The sequence below is a fragment of the Streptomyces sp. CRN 30 genome (assembly GCF_034105845.1).
This window is the reverse complement of record NZ_JAVRHI010000262.1, coordinates 1-20,437: the sequence shown is the minus strand read 5'-3', so window position 1 is coordinate 20,437 and position 20,437 is coordinate 1. Positions and strand designations below refer to the sequence as shown.

The window sequence follows — 20,437 nt, the reverse complement described above, 5'->3', positions numbered from 1 at the left end:
ATGGTTCTCTTCCTGCGTAAACGCATCGTCTCCAGCGCGGTGCCCCTGGTCTGCGTGGTGCTGGGCGTGTTCTTCCTGGCCCGGATGACCGGCAACCCCGTCGACCTCTACCTCCCGCTGAGCGCCACCCCCGAGCAGCGCGCGGAGTTCTCCGCCGCGCAGGGCTTCGGCCTCTCCATCCCGGCGCAGCTGTGGAACTACCTCGTCGACGCCGCGCAGTTCGACTTCGGCACCTCGCTCAGGACCGGGCAGTCGGCCACCTCCATGGTGCTCGACGCCTTCCCCGTCACCCTGCAACTCGCCGGTGTCACCATGCTGCTGGCGGTCACCGGGGCGGTGCTGGTCGGCAGCCTGGCCGCCTACCGGCCCAACTCCCTGATCGACCGCGTCGCCAGCCTGCTGTCGATGACGGCCGCCAGCATCCCCGACTTCTGGTTCGCGGTCATGGGTGTCCTGGTCTTCGGCGTGAGCCTCGGCTGGCTGCCGACCTCGGGCACGCTGGGCGGCCCCGAGATCTGGGTGCTGCCCATCGCCACCCTGCTGATCCGCCCGTTCGGCGTGCTGGTCCAGGTGGTCCGCGGCAGCATGGTCTCCGCGCTGTCCGCGCCCTACGTCAAGGTGGCCCGCAGCAAGGGCGCCACACCCCGGCGGGTGATCTTCGGGCACGCCCTGCGCAACGCGGTGACCCCGGTGCTGACCGTGGCCGGTGACCTGACGGTGGGCCTGGTCAACGGCGCGGTGATCGTCGAGACCATCTTCGGCTGGCCCGGCATCGGCAAGCTGATGATCGACTCCATCCTCCAGCGCGACTTCGCGGTCCTCCAGGCGGCCGTGCTGCTGACCGCGGTGACGATCTTCGCGCTGAACATCCTGGTCGACGTCTGCCACGCGCTGATCGACCCCCGCGTACCCCAGGCGGTGCCGGCGTGAGCGAAGGAAGCACCATGACCACCCGAGCAGAGTCCTCCGCCGCGGAGGACACCCCCTCCACCCGACCTGCCGAGCGGCACCGGCCGCCGCGCTGCTGGCAGTTGCTGGGCCGGGACAGGGCCGCCGCCGTCGGGGCCGTCGTCCTCGCGCTCGTCGCCCTCGTGGCGCTCTTCGGCCAGCTGTTCATCGGCGACCGCGCGCAACGCCAGGACCTGGACGCCTCCTTGCGGCCGCCGTCCCTGAGCGACGGGGTGTACGGGCTGCTCGGCACCGACGTCCTGGGGCGCAGCATGCTGGCCCGGCTGGTCGAGGCGGCCGCGACGACCCTGTCGGTGGCCGTCCCGGCGGTGCTCTGCTCCCTGCTGATCGGCTCGGCCCTCGGGCTGTGGGCCGGCTACCACGGAGGACGCCGGGAGAGCGTCGCGATGCGCGTCGCCGACGTCATCCTCAGCTTCCCCTCGCTGCTGATCGCGGTGGTCGTGCTGTACGTGTTCTCGCCCAGCGCGCTGAACATCGTGCTGATCCTGGCCGTGGCCCGCATCCCGGTCTACCTGCGCACCGCGCGGGCGGAGGCGGCCGAGCTGCGCAGCCGGCTCTTCGTCGACGCGGCCCGCACCTTCGGGACCCCCGCCCGAATGATCATCTACCGGCACGTCCTGCCGATCGCCCTGCCCACCCTGCTGACCGTCGCCACCCTCGACTTCTGCTTCGTGATGCTCACCGAGTCCTCGCTGAGCTTCCTGGGCATCGGCATCCAGCCCCCGGACGTCAGCTGGGGCCTGATGGTCGCCCAGGGACGCCAGTACCTCCAGACCGCCTGGTGGATCACGGTGCTGCCGGGCCTCGCGATCGTGCTCACCACGGTGTCCGCCACGGTGCTCGCCGCCTGGGCCCGGATCGCCACCGACCCCGCCCAGCGCTGGCGCCTGACGCTGCGCAAGAAGCGCCGCGACCGGGACGCCCCCGCCGCTCCCGTCCCTCCCGTCCAGCCGGAGACGATGCCGTGACGACCACCACCAGCCCCTCCTCCGCGGGCCCGTCCGGCGCGGACACCCCCGCCCTCGACGTCGAGGACCTGTGCGTCGACCTGACCACGCCCGCGGGGACGGTACGCGCCGTCGACCACGTCAGTTTCAGCGTCCGCCGGGGCCGCACCCTGGCCCTGCTCGGCGAGTCCGGCTGCGGCAAGTCGATGACCGCCCTCGCCGTGGTCGGACTGCTGGACCCCGCGGCCGCGGTCACCGGCGGCGCCGTCCGGGTCAAGGGCGGCGACACCCTGCGCATGAGCCCGGCGGCCCGCCGCAAGCTGGCGGGCCCCGCCCTGTCCATCGTCTTCCAGGACGCCCTGACCGCCCTCAACCCGGTGCAGCCGGTGGGCCGGCAGCTCGGCGAACCCTTCCGCATCCACCAGAGGCTCTCCCGGCGCCAGGCGCGGGAGAAGGCGGTCGAACTGATGGCGCGGGTGGGCATCCCCGAGCCGGGGGAGCGGGCCCGCGCCTACCCCCACCAGTTCTCCGGCGGCATGCGGCAACGGCTGCTGATCGCGATGGCCGTCGCCCTCGCCCCCGACGTGCTCATCGCCGACGAACCCACCACCGCCCTCGACGTGACCGTGCAGGCGCAGATCATGCGGCTGCTGCGGGACCTCCAGGACGAGCGGGACATGGCCGTCGTCCTGATCACCCACGACCTGGCGGTGGTCGCGCAGCGGGCGGACGACGTGACCGTCATGTACGCGGGCACGGTGGTGGAGAACGGCTCCGTGCACGACGTCTTCTCCGCTCCCCGCCACCCCTACACCCGGGGGCTGCTCGACTCGGTACCGGAGGGCTCGGTGCGCGGGCGCCCGCTGCCCGCCGTCCCCGGCAGCCCGCCCGAGCTGAGCGCGGTCCCGCCCGGCTGTGTCTTCCAGGCCCGCTGCCCCCTGGCACGGGAGCGCTGCGTCCGGGAACGGCCTGCCCTGCGCCCGACGGGCGACGGCCGCTCGGCCGCCTGCCACTTCTCCGAGGAGCTCGACCGTGCCTGAGACCCGTGACGCCTCTGTGGTGTCCGAGCCCCGTACCGATGCCCCGCTCCTCGAGGTCCGAGGCGTCACCAAGAGCTTCGGCAGCGGGCGGCGCCGGCTGACCGCCCTGGACGGCGTGGACCTGCGCGTCGGCCGGGGACAGACACTCGGGCTCGTCGGCGAGTCGGGGTGCGGCAAGTCCACCCTGGCCCGGGTGCTGCTCGGCCTGGAGCGGCCGGACGCGGGCACGGTGCGGTTCGACGGCACCGACCCCTTCGCCCTGCGCGGCAAGGACCTGCTGGCCTGGCGGCGCCGGGTGCAGATGGTCTTCCAGGATCCCTTCGCCTCGCTCAACGCGCGCATGTCGGCCGCCGACCTGATCGCCGAGCCCTGGCGCACGCACCGGGACGTGGTGCCGACGCCGCAGGCCCGCGAGAAGCGCGTCCGCGAACTGCTGTCCCTGGTCGGGCTGCGGGAGAGCGACGCCCACCGGTACCCCGACGAGTTCTCCGGCGGGCAGCGCCAGCGCATCGGCATCGCCCGCGCACTGGCCCTCGACCCCGACCTCGTCGTGTGCGACGAGCCCGTCTCCGCGCTCGACCTGTCGGTGCAGGCGCAGGTCCTCAACGTGCTCTCGGAGCTGCGGTCGCGCCTCGGTGTCACGTACGTGTTCATCTCCCACGACCTGTCCGTGGTGCGGTACATCTCCGACCGGGTGACGGTGATGTACCTGGGCAAGGTCATCGAACACGGAGGCGTCGACGAGGTCTTCGACCGTCCGCAGCACCCCTACACCGCCGCCCTCATGTCGGCCGCGCCCGTCCTGGACACCTCCCGCGACCCCGGCCGGCGCGAGGTCCAGCTCCAGGGAGAGGTCCCGTCCCCCTTCGACATCCCCTCCGGCTGCCGCTTCCGCACCCGGTGCCCGCACGCCGAGGACCTGTGCGCGCACCAGGCGCCTCCGGCCGTGGTACGCGGGACGGGGGCCGACCCGCACACGGCCCTGTGCCACTTCCCCCTGGAGGCAGCGGGGGCCGCGGAGGCAGGGTCCGCGTGGGCATGACCGGCGCGGAGTTCGTCCTGCTGTCCCTCACGGTGGTCGTCGGCGCGCTCCTCCAGGTCTCCGTCGGCTTCGGCCTCGGCATGATCGCCGCGCCGGTCTTCTCGCTGGTGGACCCCGCCCTGGCCCCGACGGTGGTCCTGATGCTCGCCACCGGGGTGACGGCGCTGGTGCTGGTGCGCGAAGGCGGCCGGGCGGACCTGCGCGGCTGCGGATGGGCGCTCCTCGGACGGGTGCCGGGCGTGGCGGCGGGCGCGCTGCTCGTGGCCGTACTCCCCGCGCGGTACCTCGCGCTCCTCATCGCGGGGGTGGTCCTGGTCGGCGTCGCGGCGAGCGTGGCCGGCTTCGTGCCGCGGCAACGCCGTTCCGCAGTCCTGCTGGCCGGTATGGCGTCGGGGGTGATGGGCACCGCCACCTCCATCGGCGGCCCGCCCATGGCCATGGTGTGGCAGCGGCTGAGCGGGCCCGAACTGCGCGCCACGATGAGCGCGTTCTTCCTCGTCGGCTCGCTGATGAGCCTCGCCGCGCTGACGGCGGCCGGCACGGTCGGGGCCCACACGCTGCGGCACTCGGCGCTGCTGGCCCCCGCCGCCGTGGCCGGGGTGCTGCTCGCCCGTCCGCTGACCCGCCGGCTGGACGTACGGCGCACCCGGACGGCCGCCACGGCGCTCGCGGTTGCCGGGGCGTCGGTCCTGGTGGTGCGGCAGTTCGTCTGACGCGCGGTTCCGTCGCCGTGCCGTAGGGCACCGGCCCTCGGCGGTGCCGGTCCGTGAACTCCCCTGGAAAATCGCACAGTCAGACCGGGCGAGTGATCGACGAGACCGCCGGTGAGCAGCAGCGATCGAGCGAGGAGCGGCTTCTGCAAGGGGCGTTCGTCATGGCGGTCTTCGCGGCGGCCTGGGCCGTCCTGGGAGTCTCCGGTCTCTCCTCCCACCTCCCGACGCCGGCGCTCCTCCTCGTCGCGGCCGCGACGGTGGCGGTGGCGGCCGGCGCGCTGGGCCTCACCGTCCGGTACGGCAAGGCGGCCGGGCCGAGGCGTACGCGCCAGGTGGCGGCGGACAGCCTCCGGCGGTTCCGCCAGGTCACCATCGGGCAGTCCCTCGCGATCGGTGCGGTCGTCGTCGTCCTCGGTCCCGTGACGGGCCAGGGGTTCCACATTCCCGCAGCGGTGTGCGTGGTCGTCGGTCTGCACTTCCTGCCGCTCGCGTCGGCCTTCGGGCAGTCGCAGTACCGGTGGACGGCGGGCGCGCTGACGGCCCTGGGGCTGACCGGCGTCCTGGTGCTCGCCGGCGGGAGCGACCCCGCGGCCGTTCAGGCGCTGGTCGGCCTCGGTGCCGCCGTCGTCCTGTGGGCCACCGCGCTGGACGTCGCCCGGCGAGGCTGAGCCCCCGTACCCGACCGCGTCAGGCGCGCGCGGCGTCCTCCGGTGCGGCGGCCGCGCGGTCGGCGCCCTCCTTGACGACCAGGTCGACCAGGCCGGGGAAGCGGCGGTCCAGTTCTTCCTTGCGCAGGGTGTTGATGCGCCGGGTGCCGACGTCGTGCTGGTGGATCAGACCGGCCTCGCGCAGGACGCGGAAGTGCCGGGTGAGGGCCGACTTGGCGACGTCCTGGTAGAAGCCGCTGCAGGCCAGCCCGGGCCGGGAGGCGAGGGTCACCACGATGCCGAGCCGCACCGGGTCGGCCAGCGCGCTCATGATCCTGAAGAGGTCGAGGTCCGCCTCGTCGGGGTGGACGAGCGGAGAGGACGTTCGACTGGCCATGGCGCAAGGGTACCGCCCGTCCGGCAGTATGTTCGCGTGATTGCGTACATGGGTTACAGTGGAATCGCGGGAGGTCTGCTTTTCCCGTTGTCAACCGCTTCACGAAGGAAAACATTTCTGTGACTGCATCATCGTCTTCGCCTGTTTCCTCCCTCTTCGAACCGGTCACCCTCGGGGACATCGAGCTCGCCAACCGCGTGGCCATGGCACCGCTGACCCGGATGCGGTCCGGCTCCTCCGGCGTCCCCGGCGACCTGGTGGCCGAGCACTACGCGCAGCGGGCGAGCATCGGGCTGATCGTCACCGAGGGCACCTACCTCAACCACGAGTCGCAGGCCTTCGTGGGGCAGCCGGGGATCGTCACCGACGAGCAGGTGGCCGGCTGGCGGCGGGTGGCCGAGGCGGTGCACGCCCGTGGCGGACGCATCGTGATGCAGATCATGCACGGCGGCCGCGTCACCCACCCCGACGTCAACGGTGGCCGGCGCGTCGTCGCCCCCAGCGCGATAGCGATCGAGGGCGAGGGTCACACGGAGAAGGGCAAGCAGCCCTACCCGGTGCCGCACGCCCTGACCGCCGACGAGGCGCGGGCCGCCCTCGACGACTTCGTCACCGCCGCCCGCCGGGCCGTCGAGGAGGCCGGGCTGGACGGCGTGGAGGTCCACGGCGCCAACGGCTACCTGCTGCACGAGTTCCTCTCCCCGGCGTCCAACCGGCGCACCGACGAGTACGGCGGCTCCCCGGAGAACCGCGCCCGCTTCGTCGTCGAGGTGGTCAAGGCGGTGGCCGAGGCCGTGGGTGCCGGACGGGTCGGACTGCGGATCTCGCCCGAGCACAACATCCAGGACGCCGTCGAGACCGACCGGGACGACGTCCTGGCCACCTACGGCACCCTGCTCGACCAGCTGCGCCCGCTGGGCCTGGCGTACCTCTCCGTGCTGCACAAGGAGCCGGAGGGCGAGCTGGTCCAGGAGCTGCGCCGGCGCTTCGGCGGCAAGCTGATGATCAACAGTGGCTTCTCCTCGCCCACCACGCGCAAGGAGGCGGTGGAGCTGATCGAGGCCGCCCACGCCGACGCCGTGGCCGTGGGCCGGGCGGTCATCGCCAACCCCGACCTGGTCGAGCGCTGGCAGGGCGAGCACCCGGAGAACGAGCAGCGGCCGGAGCTGTTCTACGGTCCGGGCGCCGAGGGGTACACCGACTACCCGTTCCTCCAGGCGGGCTGAGCCGCGCCGCGGCACCCGCGGGGCGGGGCGGGGACGGCCCGGGCGACCGGGCCGTCCCCGCCCTCGTCGTGATGCGGCGCCGAGTACGGGCCGAGGGCCCTCAGTCGGCCGCCGCCGTGGGGGTGGCGCTCCGCAGGAAGCGGCAGACCGCGTCGCGGTTACGGGTCAGGGCGTCGATGCGCGCGTTCATCTGCTCGACCTCGCGGGCCAGATTGGCGGCGAGCTCCCCGTCCACCTGCGGCCTGAGCCGGGCCCCGGAACCCTCGAAGCAGGGGACGACCACCTTGATGACACGGGTGGACAGGCCGGCGGCGAGGAGGTCGCGCACCTGTTCCACGCGCAGTACGGCCGACTCCGGGTAGGTGCGGTACCCGTTGGCCTGCCGCTCCGGGTGCAGCAGGTCCTGCTCCTCGTAGTAGCGCAGGGTCCTGGTGGTCACGCCGGTGCGGCGCGCCAGTTCACCGATCTTCATGGCGGGCCCGTCCCTCCTTGACGTACACGTCAGACCCTACCGCTCGGCCGCCCCGCGCCGGCGGTGCTTGACCTTCACGTCAACGTCAAGGTCTAGCTTCGGGAGGACCGGGCGGACACCCCGCCCGGCCAGCACTTTCGCCATGTCCCGGAGAGAACCATGCACGACCGGTCCACCCTGTTCGCCCCCGCGCGGTTCGGCGCGCTGCCCCTGGCGAACCGTATCGTCATGCCGCCGCTGACCCGCAGCCGCGCCCTGCCCGACGGCCGCCCGGGCCCCTCCGCGCGGCGGTACTACACCCAGCGGGCCTCAGCCGGGCTCATCGTCTCCGAGGGCACCGCGATCATGCCCGAGGCCGTGGGCAACCCCGACATCCCCGGCCTGTGGACCCCGGAACAGGTGACGGCCTGGAAGCAGGTCACCGACGCGGTCCACGAGGCCGGCGGGACCATGGTCGCGCAGCTGTGGCACACCGGCCGCGCCTCGCACCCCAGCCTGCAGCCCGGCGGCAAGCTGCCCGTGGCCCCCTCCGCCATCGCCATCTCCGGTACGACCTTCGCCCGCGACGGGCGGGTGCCCCACGTCACGCCGCGGGCGCTGGAGACCGAGGAGATCGGCGGCATCGTCGACCGGTACGGGCGGGCCGCCGAGAACGCGCGGGCCGCCGGGTTCGACGGGGTGGAGCTGCACGCGGCCAACGGCTACCTCATCGACCAGTTCCTCCAGGACAGCGCCAACCGGCGCACGGACGGCTACGGCGGCGCCGTCGAGAACCGGGCGCGGCTGCTGCGGGAGGTCCTCGACACGCTGACCGCCGCGGTGGGGGCCGACCGGGTCGGCGTCCGGATCTCGCCCAGCAGCACCTTCCAGGACATGGCCGACTCCGCTCCGGTGGCGCTCTTCACCCACGTCCTGGACGCACTCTCCCCGCGCGGCCTCGCCTACCTGCACCTGGTCGAGCCGGGCATCGTCGGCGACGACTCGACGGCAGCGCGGCGGCCGGCCGACGGCATCGACAGCGCCTGGGTCCGCGGGCGCTACCCGGGCCGCCTGATCGCGGCGGGCGGCTACGGCCGGGAGCAGGCCCTGCGCGCCGTGGAGAGCGGCACCGTCGACGCGGTGGCGTTCGGGCGGGCCTTCATCGCCAACCCCGACCTCCCCGACCGCCTGGCCCGCGACGCGCGCCTCACCGAGGCCGACCGGGCGACCTTCTACGGCGGCGACGACCACGGCTACACCGACTACCCCACCCTGGCGGAGCAGCCTCCCGCCGCCCGCGGCTGAACCGGCGGAAGGGGAACCCGGGTGAGCACGGCGGACAGCTCCGGCACGGCACGGAGCGCGGACACGGCAAGGAGCAAGGACATGGCAGGAAACACGGACGGGACGGACGCAGTGGAGACCACGGGCGGTACCCGGCACTCCGCCCTGGTGGTCGGCGGCACCGGGATCGCCGGACGGGCCCTGTGCCGGGAACTCGTCGCGCAGGGATGGCGCACCGCCGGCCTCTCCCGGCGGGAGGCCGCCCCCCAGGACGGCGTGGAGGCGTTGCGCGCGGACCTGACGGACGCGGAGTCCGTACGGACGGCCCTGGCCGGGCGGTCCTTCACCCACGTGTTCGTCACCGCGTGGAGCCGTCGGCCGACCGAGGCGGAGAACATCAGCGTCAACGCGGCCATGGTGCGCAACGTCCTGGACGCGGCCGGACGGGCGGGCACCCTGCGGCACGTCGCCCTCGTCACCGGCCTCAAGCACTACCTCGGCCCGTTCGAGGCGTACGGCACCGGCGCGACCCGCGACACCCCGTTCCACGAGGACGAGCCCCGCCTGGACGCCCCCAACTTCTACTACGCCCAGGAGGACGAGCTGTGGGCGGCCGCCGAGCGGCAGGGCTTCTCCTGGAGCGTGCACCGCTCGCACACCATCATCGGACACGCGGTCGGCAACGCCATGAACATGGGGCAGACCCTGGCCGCGCAGGCGGCGCTGTGCCGCGCCGAGGGCCGGCCCTTCGTCTTCCCCGGCAACGAGACGCAGTGGAACGGCATCACCGACATGACCGACGCCGGCCTGCTGGCCCGCCAGATGATCTGGGCCGCGACCACCGAGGGCCTGCCCGGCCAGGCGTACAACACGGCGAACGGTGACGTCTTCCGGTGGCGCTGGATGTGGCCGCGGATCGCCGGGCTGCTCGGCGTCGAACCCGAGGGCTACGCCGGGCGGCCGCGTCCCCTGGAGGAGCAGATGGCCGGGAAGGAGGACCTGTGGCGCGGGCTCACCGAGCGTGAGGGCCTCGCCGAACCGGACCTCGCCCGGGTCGCCTCCTGGTGGCACACCGACAGCGACCTGAACCGTCCGGTCGAGTGCTTCACCGACATGGCGCGCAGTCGCCGCGCGGGCTTCACCGACCACGTCGACACCCTCGCCTCCTTCGCCGCCCTGTTCGACACCCTGCGGAGCGAGCGCGTGATCCCCGCCGCCTGACACCCGCCGTCCGGCGATCTCCGTCTCCCGACATGCAGAACCGTGTTCGATGTTCGAGACGTCCGGAGGTGATGGACAGACGCGAGGAACCGGACACCGGAACCGGACGCCCGGGGAGCGCGCATGCCACTCGATCCCTGCCTCGCCCCAAAGACGCACCTGCTCGACGGCCTGAGCCAGGAGGACGCCCAGGCCGACCCGCGGGCCATGGCCCGGGTCGCGGAGTTCTGCCGCGACCCGGGCGGGTGGAGCGCGCCGGACATCTCGGTCGAGGACCGCACCGTGCCGGGGCCGCACGGGGAGGTCCCCGTCCGGATCCACGTTTCGCGTGGCTCTGGCTCACCGGAGCCGGCCGGGCGCCCTCCGGCCCGGTCGCCCTCGGGGCGCGAGCGCGGGCGCGGCCCTCGCCCTGTCCACGGCGCTCCGGCTGCGCGACCGGGACGAACCCCGTCCGGACGCCCTGCTGCCGGCGTACCCCTTCGTGCACTTCCCGACCCCGGCCCTGGACGACGCGACGGCGGCCGCGATGCGGGAGCTCCCGGCACTCCTGCGGTTCACCACCGGGTCGATCGAGGACATGGTGCGCAAGTGCGTGGGCCGCCTGACCGGTCTGCCCGCGGACGCGATGCCCGGGGCGACGCAGCTGGACGGCCTCCCCCCGACCGGCATCGTCCTCGCCGAGCACGACGACCTCCGCCCGTCCGGCGAACTGCTCGCCCGGCAGCGCGAGGAGACCGGTGTCCCCGTCCGCACGTACCACGCGGCGGGCATGGCGCACGGGTACCCGAACCGCGGCCCGTCCCTCGGGGAGGTGGACCGCTCGCCCGACTTCTTCGTGAGCGTGCTGTCCGGCTGACCGGACGCCGGCGGCGCCCCGCGTCCCACGTGGTGACGGGAGGTGAAGGCGCTGGGCAGAGCTCGGGGTGATGCGAGGGCCGGACCGGGTCGACGGACGGAAGCTGCGAGGATGGTTCGCATGGACATCCGGCGCAGGAACAACGTCACGGTCACCGGCGACCCCCGGGGGCCGGTGGTGGTGCTGGCGCACGGCTTCGGCTGTGACCAGAACATGTGGCGCCTGACGGTGCCCGCCCTGGCCGACGACCACCGGGTGGTGCTCTTCGACTACGTGGGCTCGGGCCGCTCGGACCTGTCCGCGTTCTCGGAGGAGCGGTACTCCTCCCTGGACGGTTACGCCCGCGACGTGCTGGAGGTGTGCGAGGCCCTGGACCTGCGCGACGCGGTGTTCGTGGGGCACTCGGTCAGCGCCATGATCGGGGTGCTGGCCGCCGGACTGGCCCCGGAGCGCATCGGGGCGCTGGTGATGGTCGCCCCGTCCCCGCGGTACGTCGACGACGAGGGTTACCGGGGCGGTTTCAGCGCGGCGGACATCGACGAGCTGCTGGGCTCGCTGGAGTCCAACTACCTCGGCTGGTCACAGGCCACGGCGCCGATGATCATGGGCAACGCGGACCGTCCGGAACTCGGTGAGGAGCTGACGGACAGCTTCTGCGCCACCGACCCGGAGATGGCGCGGGTCTTCGCGCGGACCACGTTCCTCTCGGACTCCAGGGACGACCTGAAGGGGGTGCGGGTGCCGACCCTGGTGCTGCAGAGCGCGCAGGACGTCATCGCCTCCCCGGAGGTCGGCGCCCACGTCCACCGGGCGGTCCCGGGTTCGCAGCTGGTCGTCCTCGACGCGACCGGGCACTGCCCGCACCTGTCCGCGCCCGACGCCACCAACGCGGCGATCACCGCATTCCTGAGGAGCCTGCGGTGATGTGCCGCACCGGGCCGGAACCCGACCCGCACGAGACCGCCTGCGACCCCGAGGTGCCGGACGCGCTGTTCGCCGCGCTGCTGGAGGACAGCGCCGAGGAACTGTACGAAAGCGCGCCGTGCGGCTACCTGTCCACGCTGATGGACGGCACCGTCGCGAAGGTCAACGCCACGCTGCTGGGCTGGCTCGGCCTGGAGCGGGACGCGGTGGTGGGCCGGATGCGGTTCACCGACCTGCTGACCGTGGGCGGCAGGATGTACTACGAGACCCACCTCGCTCCGCTGCTCCGGGTGCGGGGCGAGGTCAGCGGCATAGCCCTGGAGCTCCGGCAGGCCGACGGCGCCCGGATGCCGGTGCTGGTCTCCGGCGTGGTCAAGCGCGGCAGCACCGGCGAGCCGCTGCTGATCCGCGCCACCTTCTTCGACGCCCGCGACCGCCGCGCCTACGAGGAGGAGCTCCTGCGCGGGCGGAAGGCGGCCGAACAGGCGCGCAGGCAGGCCGAGACGGACCGCGCCCGCCTGCAGGCGGCCCTCGCCGTGCTCCAGCAGTCGCTGCTGCCGGCCACCCTGCCCCCGGTGCCCGGGGTGGAGACGGCCGCCCACTACCACACCGCCTCCCCGGACCGGCTCGGCGGCGACTTCTACGACGTCTTCCCCGTCGACGGCAAACGCTTCGCCCTGTTCCTCGGCGACGTCTGCGGCAAGGGCCCGGAAGCCGCCGCGGTCACCTCGCTGACCCGCTACACCCTGCGCGCCGCCGCCCTGCACGACCCCGACCCCGTGGCCGCCCTGTCCACCCTCAACACGGTGCTGCACGAGCGCTACACGGGCGGCGACCCGCGGTACTGCACCGCCATCTTCGGCACCCTGGAGCCCGACCCGGAAACCGGGCAGGTCACCGTCCGCCTCGCCTCCGGCGGGCACCCGCCGGCCCTGGTGCTGCGCGCCGACGGGACGGCCGACTACCTGCCCACCCCCGGCGGGCTCCTCGTCGGCGTCCTGCCCGACGCGCGCTTCGCCACCGTCGACACCGTGCTCGCCCCCGGCGACACCCTGCTGCTCTACACCGACGGCCTCACCGAGGCCCGCATCGGCCCCGACCGCACCACGCTGTACGGCGACGAGGCCCTGCGCGCCTTCGCCGCGGACCACGCCGGGGCGTCCCCGCGTACCCTCGTCGAGGCGCTGACCAGCCTGCTGGACAGCTTCGGGGACGGCCTCGACGACGACACCGCCCTGCTCGCGCTGGGCGTGCCCGCGCCCGCCACCTCCTCCGCCCCCACCACTCCCGACCCGACGACGAGATACGCACGATGAGCTCGCTGAAGATCACCACCCGAGACGCCACGACCGGTCCCGTCCTGGAGATCACCGGCGAACTCGACTACGCCGGCGCACCGGAGCTGCGCGCCCTGCTCGCCGCCCTCACCCTGCGGCCGGGCCAGCGCCTCGTCCTGGACCTGGCCGGCATGGAGTACTGCGACTCCAGCGGCATCACCGCCCTGCTCGCCGCCCGCAACCACGCCCTCGCCGCCCGGGCGGACCTCGCCCTCGCCGCCGTGCCCGCGCACACCCTGCGGGTGCTGGGCATCGTCGGCCTCGACCAGGTCTTCACCTTCCACCGCGACAGCGAGACCGCCACCCGGCCGTGAACGGCGGGTGGGCGGCCCCCGGGTGACGCCGACGGCGACGGCGACCGGGGGCGGTGTTCACCGCAGCCGCACGTCCATGGTCAGGGTCCGCGGGCGCACGGTGGCCTGGGCCACCGGCCGGACGGTCCGGCCCCCCAGGTCCAGACGTACCCGCCGGGTGATCGTCGCGATGGCGGTGATCAGTTCGGTGAGGGCGAACCGGTCACCGATGCAGCGGTGCTTGCCCGCGCCGAAGGGCAGGAACGCGCCCGACGGGGGCGGCTGTGCGCTGTCCAGCCAGCGGTCGGGGTCGAAGGACAGGGGGTCGGTGAAGAGTTCGGGGTCGCGGTGGAGGGCGTGCTGGCAGTAGGCCAGTTCGGTGCCGGCGGGCAGGGTCCACCGGCCGAGGCGGGTCTCGGTGACGGTACGGCGGGTGACCAGCCAGCCGGTGTGGTGCAGCCGCAGCACCTCGTCGATCACGCGCCGCAGGTAGGGGAGGCGGGTGACGTCCTCGAAGGTGACCGGCCGGTCGCCGAGGACCTCGTCCAGTTCGGTCAGGACGCGTGCCTCGACGTCCGGGTGGCGGGCGAGTTCGTACAGCGTCCAGGAGAGCACCGAGGCGGTGGTCTCGGTCCCGGCCACGGCCAGGGTGAGGATCTCGGAGCAGATCTGGTGCCCGGTGAGCGGCCGGCCGGTGGTCTCGTCCCGGGCGCGCAGCAGCAGGGAGAGCATGTCGCCGGTGTCGTGCCCGGAGGCCTGCAGTTCGTCGACGGCGCGCTGGACGGTGGCCCGGACGGCGTCCCGGGACCGGTCGAAGCGGCGGTTGTGGGGCAGCGGCAGGCGCGCCACCCAGTCGGGCAGCATGACGCGGGCGCCGACGCCGTTCATCACCACCGACAGGTCCTCGCGCAGCCGGCGGAAGGTGCCCTCGTCGAGGGAGCCGGAGAAGACCGTCTTGGCGAGCATGTCGAGGGAGAGCCCGACCATCGTCTCGCGCACGTCGAGGGTCTGGCCCTCCCGCCAGCCGTCGACGTGCGCGGTGACCTCGTCCCGCATGATGTCGACGTAGCGGGCGATCTCGTCGCGGGCGAAGGCGGGCTGCAGCTGGCGGCGTTTGCGCACGTGGTGCTGGCCGGCGGCGGTGACCACCGAGTCGCCCAGCAGCTCGCCCATCTTCTCGAAGAAGCGCCCCTTGTCGAGGCTGGGACCGAGGTCGACCAGCATGGTGCGGATCAGTTCGGGGTCCTGGACGATGACGGTGCGGGTGCCGGGCTGCAGGGTGATCTCCACCAGCGGCCCGTAGTCGCGGCGGAGCGAGGCGACGAAACCGAGGTTGTCGCGCAGGAGCTGGACGGCGTGACCCAGCAGGGGGAACGATCCCGCTGCTCTGGGTATGGGGGGCGGCGCGGCGAGCGTCACGGAGGCTTGCTCCCTTCGGGCTGATCTTGGCGCCCCCATGTCTTCCCTGGCTGTTCGCGTGCGTACGCCCGTACGGGTCGCGTGTTCGCAGCACGTGCACGATGTGCACCATTGCCTCACCAGCGCCACATGAGACACACGCGGTGCGCGTCTCACACGCCGAGCGCCTCCGGTGTCAGTCGTCCCGTGTCGTGCCGGTCGTCTCCGTGGCGCGCACCTCGGTGAGGGTGGTGGCCAGGGACTGCCAGATGTGGGCCGCCAGGTCCAGGTTCTTGGAGTCGGCCGCTTGCCGGCCCGCTTCCTTGAGGAGGGTGATGCCCTCGTCGATCCGGCCGTCCAGGATCGTCAACTGCCCCCGGAGGACCCGCAGGCGTACGCGGTCGCGGTAGGACAGGCGGAGGTCGTCGTCCGTCGGCAGCGCGTCGCAGCGGGCCCGGGCCTCGTCCAGGTCGCCCTTGTGGTAGGCCAGATGGGCCTGGAGGGCGTGCAGCTCCTGCACCTGCAGGGGGGTGCCGATCAGTTCGACGACGGGCTCGGCCTCACCCAGCCAGTGCTCGGCCGCGTCCACACGGGGAGGGGACATCTGCAGCGCGGCGGCGGTGGCGGCCGCCCGCAGTCTCGCCCACAGGGTCAGGTCGTCCTTGCCCTCGAGGAGATCGAGCGCCCGCTCCAGTCTGACCTGGGCGCCGGTGTGGTCGCCCTGGCGGTTGCTGACCATGGCGGCGGTCCACAGGGCCTCGGCCGCCTGGGTGGGGGCGGCGTCCGCCAGCAAGTCCCGCTCCAGCTCCGCGACGTGCCGGCCGGCGGCCTCGATGCTGCCGATCTCCGTCTCGATGCTGATCAGCACCATGAGCGCGGCCATCGTGTCGGCCACGGACAGGGCCTCGTCGCGGGCGATGGCGAGGGCCCGCACCGCCACCGGCTCCGCCTGCCCCATCCTGCCCAGCGCCCGCAGGCACCGGGCGTGCTGCATGTGTGCCCGCGCGCTGAGTTCCGGCGAGTCGAGCAGCTCGCTCAGCTCGATGATCTCCAGCAACTGGGCGAGTTCCTGCTCGTGGTCGCCGTTGCGCCGGTTGCCGCGGCTGAGCAGCCACAGGGCCTGCCAGCGGGCGGCGGGGTCCTCGCGTTCGTCGTCCTCGAGCGCGCGGGACAGCGCGTCGGTGCTGTCCGTGCCGGCGGGTGCCGACAGCGCGCCGGCCAGTACCTCGGTGAGGGAGCCGTCCGTGGGGCGGGTCAGGACGGACACGTCGACGCCGAGCCGCCCCGCGAGGTAGGCGACGGCCCGTTCGGTGGGCGGGCGCTCCCCGGACTCCAGGCGTGACAGGTAGCCCGTGGACATGCCCTCGCCCACCACATGAGCCTGACTCAGACCTCGTTCCAGCCTGAGCCTCCTCAGCCGGCGGCCGAAGTGCGGCTGGTCAAGCATTCCCACCTCTTGTTCTCCGACGCCTCCGGCACTCCTTCGTTCCGGGTCGTCAGCCGGGGTGCGGAAGGTGCCGCCACCTTACGAAAGATCGGGCAAGCCTGGCAACCGACTTGATCACCCTTGCGGCTTGCGTCACGGTCCGCTGCGTGCTGTTCCTCAGGCGTACGGCCGTTCTTGCAGGTGAGGGCCTCGTTCTTCAGTGACGGGAGGCTTGGCAAGACCTTGATCCTTGTAGGCAAACTCTTGTCACAGTAGTTGCCTGGCTTTACCCTTGAAGTGCCGACCCCGATCCGTCTCACCAGGTTCCGTGGAGGTATTCGTGTTGCGTCACGCTTTCTTGGGCTGGCAGTGGGGGGCTGCCGCAGGGGTGGCCGCGACCGCTCCGGCGGCGTCCCTCGAGACCACGGCGGGGGAGCCGGAGATCGAATGGCCATGACAACGTTGTACCTGTCCTCGTGCACGCGGGCGCGGCGCTCTCCCCGTACGGGAGGAAAGACGGTAGGTCCGTGGTGACCGCGCACATCACCGGTGCTTCGATCGGCGCGGTGAATAACGGTGCCGCCCCAGTGGTCCCCGAAGTCCGAACCGTAACCGGAACTCGTCGGAACGGCACGGAGGGAAGGCCGCACCGACGCATTTTTACGGCTCACGTATCTCCCGGTGACCTCGTCATCACGGCGTCGGAGCACGGATTCGCGCGGCAATTCGGCCGGACCCCGGCCGACATGTACGGCCGCGGTCTCCACGAGTTTCTCCCCGCCCTGTCACTGCCTTCGCTGAGCGCACGTTTCGCCGGTCTTTCCGAGGGCCGCCGCGGTCGTTTCACGGAACGGGTGACGGGCCGGGACGGAACGGGGCGCCCCTTCTCGGCCGAGCTCACCGGCACGGCGGTCAACGGCACGGCCGGAAGGCCGGCCGGTGTCGTCCTCCTGCTCCGGCCCGACGACGACACGGGCGCGGCGGACGTGGACGACGAGCCGGACGCGCCCGCCCGGCGGATGCTCAGCAAGCTCGACGCGCAGGTGCTGGAGGGCGTCGCGGGCGGTGCCTCCACGGTGCAGCTGGCCGCCCGCCTGTTCATGAGCCGGCAGGGCGTCGAGTACCGCGTCGGACTGCTGCTGCGCAGGTTCCAGGTGCCCAACCGTCCCGCCCTCGTGGCGCGTGCGCACGGTCTGGGCCTGCTGACGGTGGGGCAGTGGCCGCCGCGCGTGCCACCGGAGTGCGTCGCCTGACCCTCCCGTGACGGGGCCCCCGCCGGACGGCCGCGCCGCCGGCGGGGGCCCCGTCACGCGGCCGCCGGCTGCCAGGCCTCCTGGAACCGGCGGCGGGCACGGTGCAGACGGGACCGTACGGTCCCCACGGGCAGGTCGAGCGTCTCGGCCATCTCCTCCTCGTTGAGCCCGTAGACGCGCAGGGTGAGGACCTGGCGGTGGGCGTCGGACAACCGGTCCAGCACGTCGCTGATGTACACCGCGTCGAGCGGGTTGGTCCGCTGCTCCGTCTCCACCTCGGAGTACGTCGTCTCCGCACCGCGCCGCTTCGCGGTGCGGACGGCCTCGCGGACGGTCACCGAGCGCACCCAGCCGTAGAACGCCGCCGGTTCGCGCAGGGTGCCAAGACCGCGGTAGATGGCGAGGAGCGCCTCCTGCGTGGCGTCGGCGGCGTCGTCCTGGGTGATGGACCGGCAGATCCGGGCGACGTACGGGGTGATGCCGGTGAGCAGGCTGTTCATGGCCTCCTCGTCACCCGCCCGGGCCCGCGGCAGCAGCGCCGGGAGAGGGGGGAGGTCGCTGACGGTGTTCATGCGGGGGATCGCTCCTCGTGGCAGCTGGGGCAGGTGCGCTGGGCCGGAGGCCTTCTCCTAGCGCGCGTCCGCGAGCGCGGGCTCGGGCTCGGCGGTGCCCGTGAAGGCGAGCAGCCCGTCGCGGACGTCGTCGCGGAACGCCGCCATGAAGGACGGGCTGAAGCAGGCGGTGAAGTGCGGGAACTCGATGGCGAGCCGGCCCTCGCAGGAGACGACGCACGCCATCACGGGGCTCCGGCCCATCTGCGGGAAGTAGTTCTCCCGGCCGGGCACCAGCCGGACGTCACTCGCGCGCAGCCCCTCCGGGAGCCGCGGCCCGGGCACCACGCCCATGTTGGTGACGATCACGGTGCCCAGCTGCAGTGCCGGGTTCCGGGGGATCTCCGGCGTGATCAGGACCTCCCGGAAGTGGTCGCCGCGCGCGATGTACTCACCGATCCGGGCGTGCACGGTGCGCGCCAGGGCCAGCGGCTCCGTCTCCTCGGACACCTCGACGGTCTGCAGGTGGCTGGTGACCGCGGCCACCGCGACGGCGGCCGGGAGCGGCGGGGACATCCGGGACCGCAGGTCGACGGGGGACAGACAGCCCAGCGTCCGGGCGCCGTCGCCCGCCAGCCGGCGGCGGGCCGCCCCCAGGACCGCGGCGCTCACCAGGGCGTGGACGGAGACCCCGGCCCGGCGGGCGGCCTGCCGCAGCCGGGTGGTGTCCTCCGGGTCCAGGGTCAGCCGGCACGCCTCGACGTGCCCGTCCTCCGTGCCGGCCGGTACGTCGTAGGCCACCAGTTCGACCGGGTGCTGCCTGGCCTCCTCGGTGCGGCGCTCGAGGTACGCGGCGGTGTCGGCCTCGTCCCCGCGGGGCAGCGACAGGCTGACGGGACTCGGCCACTGCGGGCCGTCCACGCGGTCCTCCGTGACCACGGCGGCGGCGGACGGCACCGCTTCCCGGTGCTCCCCGTCCGCTTCGACGATCTCCCGGTATCGGTCCCACAGGATGTTGTGCAGGGTGAGGGCGCTGTGTCCGTCGGTGATCGTGTGGTCGATCGTCAGCACGAACAGGTGCTGGTCACCGTCCGGTGCGCTGACGAGGACCGCGCGGGTCAGCGGGGAGCCGACCGGCAGCGGCGAGTTCAGCTCCGCCGCGTGCGCCTCCTCCGCGTCGCCGGTCCGCGTGATCAGGCGTGGCCTGCTCTCCTCGTCGAGGAGGCGCAGCGCGTACCCCGTGCCGTCCGGCACGATCCGCGCGCGCAGCGTGGGCTGCGCGGCCGTGACGGCGTCGAACGCCGCCGACAGCGCCTCCACGTCGACGTGTCCGTGCAGGGTGCAGGAGAGCACCGCCCGGCTCCGCTGGCCCACATACAGCGTCTCGACCGGACACAGTGCACGTTGCATGCCGTCAGTCATCTGCTCGTCAACCATTTTCCGTACCCGAGGCGATGGCACCGCGCCACCGCCGGCTGCCCGAAGTAACCCGGTGTCGTTCAGAGGGTGCATCGCCGGAAGCCGCAAAATCCAACTCCGGGCGGCCCCGGGCCCCGAATCGGGGGCTTTCCCTAGAACTTCTCCCGGCCGGCGGCACGTACTTCTAGGGGAATTCCCGGAATTCCTCCCGCCGTACGCTCCGGCCTTGACCGAGCCGCTCGTGCTCCCTCAACGTAAAGAGCTGCCGGAACCGGCGACAGGGCCGAACGACCCTCGAGTGGAGCGACAGTTCCCCTTTTGCCTGCGCCGGCCCCAGGAATACGTTGAACGAACCGGTCCGACGCTCGCGCGCGTCCGGCCCGACCGGACCCCATCCCCCCCGACCGTGTGATCACGGCTTGCCACATGAGGGTTGTGCATGTCACTCCACGAGGACGACCGTCGCCCGCTGACCGGAGCCCAGGAGGGCCTCTGGTACGCCCAGCGACTCGCTCCGGACAGTGCCGCCTACAACACCGGAGAGGCGGTGGAGGTCCACGGGCCCCTCGACACCGGCCTGTTCGAGGCCGCGCTGCGGCACACCGTCGGCGAGGCCGGCACGTTCGCCCTGCGCTTCCTCGACACCGACGACGGCCCCCGCTGCCGGCCGGCACCGGACGCGGACGACTGGACACTGCACCGGATCGACGTCAGCGGCACGGACGACCCGGAGGCCGCCGCGTGGCAGTGGATCCACGCGGACCTCGCGACCCCCGTGGACATCGACAAGGGGCCCCTGTTCTCGCACGCCCTGCTCACCCTCGCACCGGACCGGCACATCTGGTTCCTGAGAGCCCATCACATCCTGCTCGACGGCTACAGCTACAAGCTCCTCGGACGCCGCCTCGCCGACACCTACGACGCGCTGGCCGCGGGCCGCCGGCCGACCCCCGCCGCCTTCGCCCCCGTGGCCCGGCTCGCCACCGAGGAGGCGGCCTACCTCGCCTCCGAGCGCGCGGCGCGCGACCGCGCCCACTGGGCCG

Annotated in this window: 21 protein-coding genes; 15 read left to right on the top strand and 6 right to left on the bottom strand. The window is 73.1% G+C overall.

From position 1 onward, the window contains the following. From UW392_RS27670 to UW392_RS27645, 6 genes are all read left to right on the top strand, one after another. Positions 1–930, top strand: coding sequence for an ABC transporter permease (locus UW392_RS27670; RefSeq protein ID WP_320777847.1), 930 nt, complete (start codon positions 1–3; stop codon positions 928–930). 14 nt (positions 931–944) lie between these two features. Continuing rightward, entirely contained in the window at positions 945–1,937 is a 993-nt protein-coding gene (locus tag UW392_RS27665) for an ABC transporter permease (protein WP_320777846.1), read from the top strand. Next, positions 1,934–2,956: an ABC transporter ATP-binding protein gene (locus tag UW392_RS27660; protein WP_320777845.1), complete on the top strand. Its 1,023-nt coding sequence runs from the start codon at positions 1,934–1,936 to the stop codon at positions 2,954–2,956. Before UW392_RS27665 ends, UW392_RS27660 begins: the two co-directional genes overlap by 4 nt. Continuing rightward, positions 2,949–3,998 carry an ABC transporter ATP-binding protein gene (locus tag UW392_RS27655; protein ID WP_320777844.1) on the top strand — a complete coding sequence of 350 codons (1,050 nt, stop codon included), beginning with the start codon at positions 2,949–2,951 and terminating at the stop codon, positions 3,996–3,998. The genes UW392_RS27660 and UW392_RS27655 overlap by 8 nt, the downstream gene beginning before the upstream one ends. Next, positions 3,995–4,711 (top strand): sulfite exporter TauE/SafE family protein, encoded by a 717-nt coding sequence (locus UW392_RS27650; RefSeq protein ID WP_320777843.1) that lies wholly within the window; start codon positions 3,995–3,997, stop codon positions 4,709–4,711. Before UW392_RS27655 ends, UW392_RS27650 begins: the two co-directional genes overlap by 4 nt. A 92-nt stretch (positions 4,712–4,803) precedes the next feature. Further along, positions 4,804–5,379 (top strand): hypothetical protein, encoded by a 576-nt coding sequence (locus UW392_RS27645; RefSeq protein ID WP_320777842.1) that lies wholly within the window; start codon positions 4,804–4,806, stop codon positions 5,377–5,379. A 19-nt stretch (positions 5,380–5,398) separates the two neighbouring features. Here UW392_RS27645 and UW392_RS27640 read toward each other — a convergent pair whose 3' ends face one another. Next, a complete protein-coding gene (locus UW392_RS27640; RefSeq protein ID WP_320777841.1) occupies positions 5,399–5,755 on the bottom strand; it encodes a helix-turn-helix domain-containing protein in 357 nt (118 codons plus the stop codon). A 113-nt stretch (positions 5,756–5,868) separates the two neighbouring features. On the opposite strand from UW392_RS27640, the gene UW392_RS27635 reads away from it, so the two are divergent. Beyond that, positions 5,869–6,981 carry an alkene reductase gene (locus UW392_RS27635; protein ID WP_320777873.1) on the top strand — a complete coding sequence of 371 codons (1,113 nt, stop codon included), beginning with the start codon at positions 5,869–5,871 and terminating at the stop codon, positions 6,979–6,981. A 100-nt stretch (positions 6,982–7,081) separates the two neighbouring features. Here the strand turns inward: UW392_RS27635 and UW392_RS27630 are convergent, their stop codons facing one another. After that, a complete protein-coding gene (locus UW392_RS27630; RefSeq protein WP_320777840.1) occupies positions 7,082–7,453 on the bottom strand; it encodes a MerR family transcriptional regulator in 372 nt (123 codons plus the stop codon). A gap of 159 nt (positions 7,454–7,612) precedes the next feature. Between UW392_RS27630 and UW392_RS27625 the strand changes: the two genes are divergently transcribed. The 6 genes from UW392_RS27625 to UW392_RS27600 all read left to right on the top strand — a co-directional run bounded on the left by UW392_RS27625 (position 7,613) and on the right by UW392_RS27600 (position 13,368). Continuing rightward, a complete protein-coding gene (locus tag UW392_RS27625) occupies positions 7,613–8,737 on the top strand; it encodes an alkene reductase (RefSeq protein ID WP_320777839.1) in 1,125 nt (374 codons plus the stop codon). 81 nt (positions 8,738–8,818) lie between these two features. Then, positions 8,819–9,937: an SDR family oxidoreductase gene (locus UW392_RS27620; RefSeq protein WP_320777838.1), complete on the top strand. Its 1,119-nt coding sequence runs from the start codon at positions 8,819–8,821 to the stop codon at positions 9,935–9,937. 328 nt (positions 9,938–10,265) lie between these two features. Next, positions 10,266–10,793 carry an alpha/beta hydrolase fold domain-containing protein gene (locus tag UW392_RS27615; protein ID WP_320777837.1) on the top strand — a complete coding sequence of 176 codons (528 nt, stop codon included), beginning with the start codon at positions 10,266–10,268 and terminating at the stop codon, positions 10,791–10,793. Between the two features lie 120 nt (positions 10,794–10,913). Further along, positions 10,914–11,717: an alpha/beta hydrolase gene (locus UW392_RS27610; RefSeq protein ID WP_320777836.1), complete on the top strand. Its 804-nt coding sequence runs from the start codon at positions 10,914–10,916 to the stop codon at positions 11,715–11,717. Then, entirely contained in the window at positions 11,717–13,033 is a 1,317-nt protein-coding gene (locus UW392_RS27605) for a PP2C family protein-serine/threonine phosphatase (protein ID WP_320777835.1), read from the top strand. Before UW392_RS27610 ends, UW392_RS27605 begins: the two co-directional genes overlap by 1 nt. Then, positions 13,030–13,368, top strand: coding sequence for an STAS domain-containing protein (locus UW392_RS27600; protein WP_320777834.1), 339 nt, complete (start codon positions 13,030–13,032; stop codon positions 13,366–13,368). The genes UW392_RS27605 and UW392_RS27600 overlap by 4 nt, the downstream gene beginning before the upstream one ends. 57 nt (positions 13,369–13,425) lie before the next feature. Here the strand turns inward: UW392_RS27600 and UW392_RS27595 are convergent, their stop codons facing one another. Both UW392_RS27595 and UW392_RS27590 read right to left on the bottom strand, forming a co-directional pair. After that, complete coding sequence (locus UW392_RS27595; RefSeq protein ID WP_320777833.1) at positions 13,426–14,766, bottom strand: cytochrome P450; 1,341 nt, start codon at positions 14,764–14,766, stop codon at positions 13,426–13,428. A 175-nt stretch (positions 14,767–14,941) separates the two neighbouring features. Next, positions 14,942–16,192 carry a helix-turn-helix domain-containing protein gene (locus tag UW392_RS27590; protein ID WP_320777832.1) on the bottom strand — a complete coding sequence of 417 codons (1,251 nt, stop codon included), beginning with the start codon at positions 16,190–16,192 and terminating at the stop codon, positions 14,942–14,944. A gap of 455 nt (positions 16,193–16,647) precedes the next feature. Between UW392_RS27590 and UW392_RS27585 the strand changes: the two genes are divergently transcribed. Next, the gene (locus tag UW392_RS27585; RefSeq protein ID WP_320777831.1) at positions 16,648–17,424 is read left to right on the top strand and encodes a PAS domain-containing protein; all 777 of its coding nucleotides are present in this window, start codon (positions 16,648–16,650) and stop codon (positions 17,422–17,424) included. 53 nt (positions 17,425–17,477) lie between these two features. Here the strand turns inward: UW392_RS27585 and UW392_RS27580 are convergent, their stop codons facing one another. Together UW392_RS27580 and UW392_RS27575 are read right to left on the bottom strand one after the other, a co-directional pair. Continuing rightward, positions 17,478–17,996, bottom strand: a complete 519-nt coding sequence (locus UW392_RS27580) for an RNA polymerase sigma factor (protein WP_320777830.1) — start codon at positions 17,994–17,996, stop codon at positions 17,478–17,480. Positions 17,997–18,053: 57 nt separating this feature from the next. Further along, complete coding sequence (locus tag UW392_RS27575; RefSeq protein WP_320777829.1) at positions 18,054–19,385, bottom strand: phthiocerol/phthiodiolone dimycocerosyl transferase family protein; 1,332 nt, start codon at positions 19,383–19,385, stop codon at positions 18,054–18,056. Between the two features lie 448 nt (positions 19,386–19,833). Here UW392_RS27575 and UW392_RS27570 point away from each other — a divergent pair. Further along, positions 19,834–20,437 (top strand): condensation domain-containing protein (locus tag UW392_RS27570; RefSeq protein ID WP_320777828.1); only part of this gene is annotated, 604 nt, incomplete at its 3' end.

Coding starts and splice junctions, on each gene's coding strand:
- UW392_RS27665 (WP_320777846.1), top strand. CDS start 945: ATGACCACCCGAGCAGAGTCCTCCGCCGCGGAGGACACCCCCTCCACC.
- UW392_RS27575 (WP_320777829.1), bottom strand. CDS start 19,385: ATGCAACGTGCACTGTGTCCGGTCGAGACGCTGTATGTGGGCCAGCGG.
- UW392_RS27590 (WP_320777832.1), bottom strand. CDS start 16,192: ATGCTTGACCAGCCGCACTTCGGCCGCCGGCTGAGGAGGCTCAGGCTG.
- UW392_RS27670 (WP_320777847.1), top strand. CDS start 1: ATGGTTCTCTTCCTGCGTAAACGCATCGTCTCCAGCGCGGTGCCCCTG.
- UW392_RS27610 (WP_320777836.1), top strand. CDS start 10,914: ATGGACATCCGGCGCAGGAACAACGTCACGGTCACCGGCGACCCCCGG.
- UW392_RS27650 (WP_320777843.1), top strand. CDS start 3,995: ATGACCGGCGCGGAGTTCGTCCTGCTGTCCCTCACGGTGGTCGTCGGC.
- UW392_RS27580 (WP_320777830.1), bottom strand. CDS start 17,996: ATGAACACCGTCAGCGACCTCCCCCCTCTCCCGGCGCTGCTGCCGCGG.
- UW392_RS27640 (WP_320777841.1), bottom strand. CDS start 5,755: ATGGCCAGTCGAACGTCCTCTCCGCTCGTCCACCCCGACGAGGCGGAC.
- UW392_RS27605 (WP_320777835.1), top strand. CDS start 11,717: ATGTGCCGCACCGGGCCGGAACCCGACCCGCACGAGACCGCCTGCGAC.
- UW392_RS27630 (WP_320777840.1), bottom strand. CDS start 7,453: ATGAAGATCGGTGAACTGGCGCGCCGCACCGGCGTGACCACCAGGACC.
- UW392_RS27620 (WP_320777838.1), top strand. CDS start 8,819: ATGGCAGGAAACACGGACGGGACGGACGCAGTGGAGACCACGGGCGGT.
- UW392_RS27600 (WP_320777834.1), top strand. CDS start 13,030: ATGAGCTCGCTGAAGATCACCACCCGAGACGCCACGACCGGTCCCGTC.
- UW392_RS27625 (WP_320777839.1), top strand. CDS start 7,613: ATGCACGACCGGTCCACCCTGTTCGCCCCCGCGCGGTTCGGCGCGCTG.